We start from the raw sequence: 3,170 nt of genomic DNA on the forward strand, positions 1-3,170 counted from the left end.
TCTTTCTATTAGAAACAACCGCAAAGTCCTTTAATCCAAGGTCAATGCCAATTCCTTTACTGGAATTATTGGCTGTCCTTCTATCTGGGATTTCTATAAGAACTGAAACATAGTATCTGTCAGCCTTTATTGAGACATGACCGCTCTTAATTACATATCCGCCTTTTGTAGTTGGAATATATCCTTTCTCTTTGATGCGGACCCATCCAAGTGACGGAATCTTGATTCTGTGTCTTTCACAGAGGCAATCTTTTGGATTATTCCTTACGAAATACATCTTCACATCAGATCTGCCTTTCTTCTTAAATTTTGGAAAGGCGCTCTTGTGATTAAAGAATTTTTCAAATGCGGTCTGTCCGTTATTTACTGCCTGTGTTACCGATTTTGAATAAGCTTCCTTGATTCAGGAATATTCTGGATGGCTCGGAAGAAACTCATTGTTGAGCCATACGATAAACTGGCAGCTGCTCATAAACTTTTTGCCACTTTCATGAAGTTCCTTATTATGAGCAAGATAGAAGTTATAGATAAATCTGCAAGTACCTATAGTTTTACGAATTTTGACTTTCTGCTCTTCTGTCGGATTTATTTCCGTCTTGAAGCTCTTCAGCAATTTCCTCATCCCTTTCTATCAGTTTTTTATACTTATGATGCCCTTACAGCCTGCAGGAGAAAACATGAAGTATTGAAACAATATCCTGCATGAGTTCTCCATCTGATTTCTAATCTAATTATAGAACAAATAGAAAGTTTATGCATAAAGTTCAGCTTCATGAGTGCCGATTTATAGGCGTTTATATAATTTAATTTTTACTATCCTGTGGTTTGTGGGTATTCAAATAATTCTTTTACATTACAAAACCATCTTAAAAATGCAACTTGATTTAGTAAATGTTGATTATAAGTATAATAACACCTATTAGTTGTGGTTCGGTTTGCCTTTAAAGTTCCTTTTCTATCTCAACGTTATAATACCTTAACAGATACGCCTAAAAATTCAGCAAAATCCTTTGGCTTCTAATTTGTGATATTTGATGTATTCATTTTAACACTCTCCTTTGAAAGGATTTGAACACATTTAATCACAACAGTCAATATATTTAGTTACTTATATTTTCCTCCTTCACAATCTGACTAGACAAGATGTTTAATGTTTTGAAATCATTTTTAATTCCCATCGCATATAATAATGGCGTTTCTTCTTTATCCATCGTATATATATTTCCTGCATATAGGGTTTTTCCATGAAGGTATCAAATAGGGTTTTAATTTCTTCAATACATTCATGATCCATTACATTTTCATCAAATGTCGCTGTCATAAAGTTATTTTTATAGTTAATAGAAATAGCGAGGAAATAATCATATGCTACTGTCAAAAAATCATCTGTACTGAAAAGAAATTGATTCTTTCTAGTTCATTATTTGATAGATAGTTATGTAATATTTTTCCTCTCTTATATTTCTTCAACTGACCAGTATTATTATATGCGATACTTACACCATAATAAGAGATTTTCAAATCACATAAAGCATAGATATTTTCTATTGTATCAATAAATACATCATCCACAAACTTACGTATAGACCCTCTATTGGTAATAGATATTGTTTCCATCATGCTCACCTCTATTACCATTATAAAACAAAAAAATCCGCATATGCGGATTTCATTACTTATTTGCTTCAATTAAGTCCATAGCCTGCTTTAATACTGCAGCGCCATCCATACGACCATATGAACGCATATCAATTAACTGTGCAGGAGTTGGTGCTACTTCCTTCTTAACAGTTGCTTCAAGATATCTTACCTGTGGGCCAAGTAATACAACATCTGCTTTAGCGCCGTTTGCTTTTGCTTCATTCGCACCGACTGCCCAGATATTTGCTTCAATACCTTGTTTTTCTGCTTCTTTCTTCATTTTTTCAACAAGTAAGCTTGTAGACATACCTGCAGCACAACATAACATAATATTTACCATATCAATTATCCTCCTAATTCACCTAATAATCATTATAATACTGTAACCGTTGCCTTTAAAGTGTTTTTTATTCACCAAAATCATTTTTTATACTGATAATGCTTCACTGTACCCTGCTTATAGTCACTCAAGATCATTTATGATAAACTATGTATGAATGGAGTTGATACAATGATTATAGATAAAGTAAACGATTATTTAAATAGTCATTCTTCAAGTACAACTTTGCTTGAATTATGCTTCTATATTAAAAAGAATATCCATAGAATTCCAAATCTAAGTATTGATGATATTTCAAAAGAATCTTTAATTTCTAAAGGTCAAGTATCAAAATGCATAAGAAAATTAGATTATGAAAACTATGAAGAATTTAAAAATGCGTGTATTCAATATTTAGATTTAATCTCAAAAAGAAAAAAAATCTTAAACCCACATCAAAGTTTTGAAACAAATGTAATGTATTTTACTAAAGATTTCATTCAAAATATCCAATATATGATCAATCATATTAATTTGAAGTTAATTCAAAAACTTATACAAGATATCAAGCAAGCAAATAAAGTATATTTATATGCACACGGTGATGTCAGATCTGTTTGTTATAATATCCAAAGAGAAATTCAGATATATGATATTCAGACAATTATATGTGATGCTGATTTTAACAAGGATTATCATTTTCTAGATAATGATCTCTTAATTGTACTAAGTACAAATGGGCATTCTTTCCATTATAATAAGCGTGTCATTAAACGTATAAAAGAATCTCATGTTGATCAATGGCTTATTACATGTAATGAAAGTATTACATTATGTCAAAATCAAATAATCGTTCCCCTGCTCGATGAAAAATACAGTGAATATATTATTAAGTACATGATAGATATTCTATTACTAGAATTACAAAACTAGTTTCCAAATTGGAAACTTTTTTGCTTTCTTCAATCTAATCCTCTATTCTATAGACAGGAAGCCAAACAATATAGAGATAGTTATAATTGTTTGTGGCAAAATATATAGAGGAGGAACTTAATATGGGATTTAAAGAAGGATTCTTGTGGGGAGGTGCCACTGCTGCGAATCAGGTTGAAGGTGGCATATTTGAAGATGGTCGTGGTTTAGTGTTAAACCGCAAACTCTACCCATAATAAAAAGTAATAAAACCGCAAATTAAATTAATAAACAGGTG

At 31.2% G+C, this 3,170-nt stretch carries 4 protein-coding genes and 2 pseudogenes; 2 read left to right on the plus strand and 4 right to left on the minus strand.

The annotated features are described in order from the left end of the window. From ACFOZZ_RS08260 to ACFOZZ_RS08275, 4 genes and pseudogenes are all read right to left on the minus strand, one after another. Positions 1-283, minus strand: a pseudogene (locus ACFOZZ_RS08260) (RNA-guided endonuclease TnpB family protein); the annotation flags it as partial. Positions 284-403: 120 nt separating this feature from the next. Continuing rightward, positions 404-622 (minus strand): helix-turn-helix domain-containing protein, encoded by a 219-nt coding sequence (locus ACFOZZ_RS08265; RefSeq protein WP_376815066.1) that lies wholly within the window; start codon positions 620-622, stop codon positions 404-406. A 752-nt stretch (positions 623-1,374) separates the two neighbouring features. Then, positions 1,375-1,620, minus strand: coding sequence for a hypothetical protein (locus ACFOZZ_RS08270; RefSeq protein WP_376815067.1), 246 nt, complete (start codon positions 1,618-1,620; stop codon positions 1,375-1,377). A 52-nt stretch (positions 1,621-1,672) separates the two neighbouring features. After that, entirely contained in the window at positions 1,673-1,981 is a 309-nt protein-coding gene (locus ACFOZZ_RS08275; RefSeq protein WP_022425378.1) for a PTS sugar transporter subunit IIB, read from the minus strand. A 171-nt stretch (positions 1,982-2,152) separates the two neighbouring features. Between ACFOZZ_RS08275 and ACFOZZ_RS08280 the strand changes: the two genes are divergently transcribed. After that, positions 2,153-2,893: a MurR/RpiR family transcriptional regulator gene (locus ACFOZZ_RS08280; protein ID WP_376815068.1), complete on the plus strand. Its 741-nt coding sequence runs from the start codon at positions 2,153-2,155 to the stop codon at positions 2,891-2,893. A gap of 122 nt (positions 2,894-3,015) precedes the next feature. After that, positions 3,016-3,102 (plus strand): annotated as a pseudogene (locus tag ACFOZZ_RS08285) (family 1 glycosylhydrolase); the annotation flags it as partial. Positions 3,103-3,170 lie beyond the last annotated feature (68 nt).

The organism is Catenibacterium sp. GCM10023432, assembly GCF_042651925.1.
Classification (GTDB): Bacteria; Bacillota_I; Bacilli_A; order Erysipelotrichales; family Coprobacillaceae; genus Catenibacterium; species Catenibacterium mitsuoka.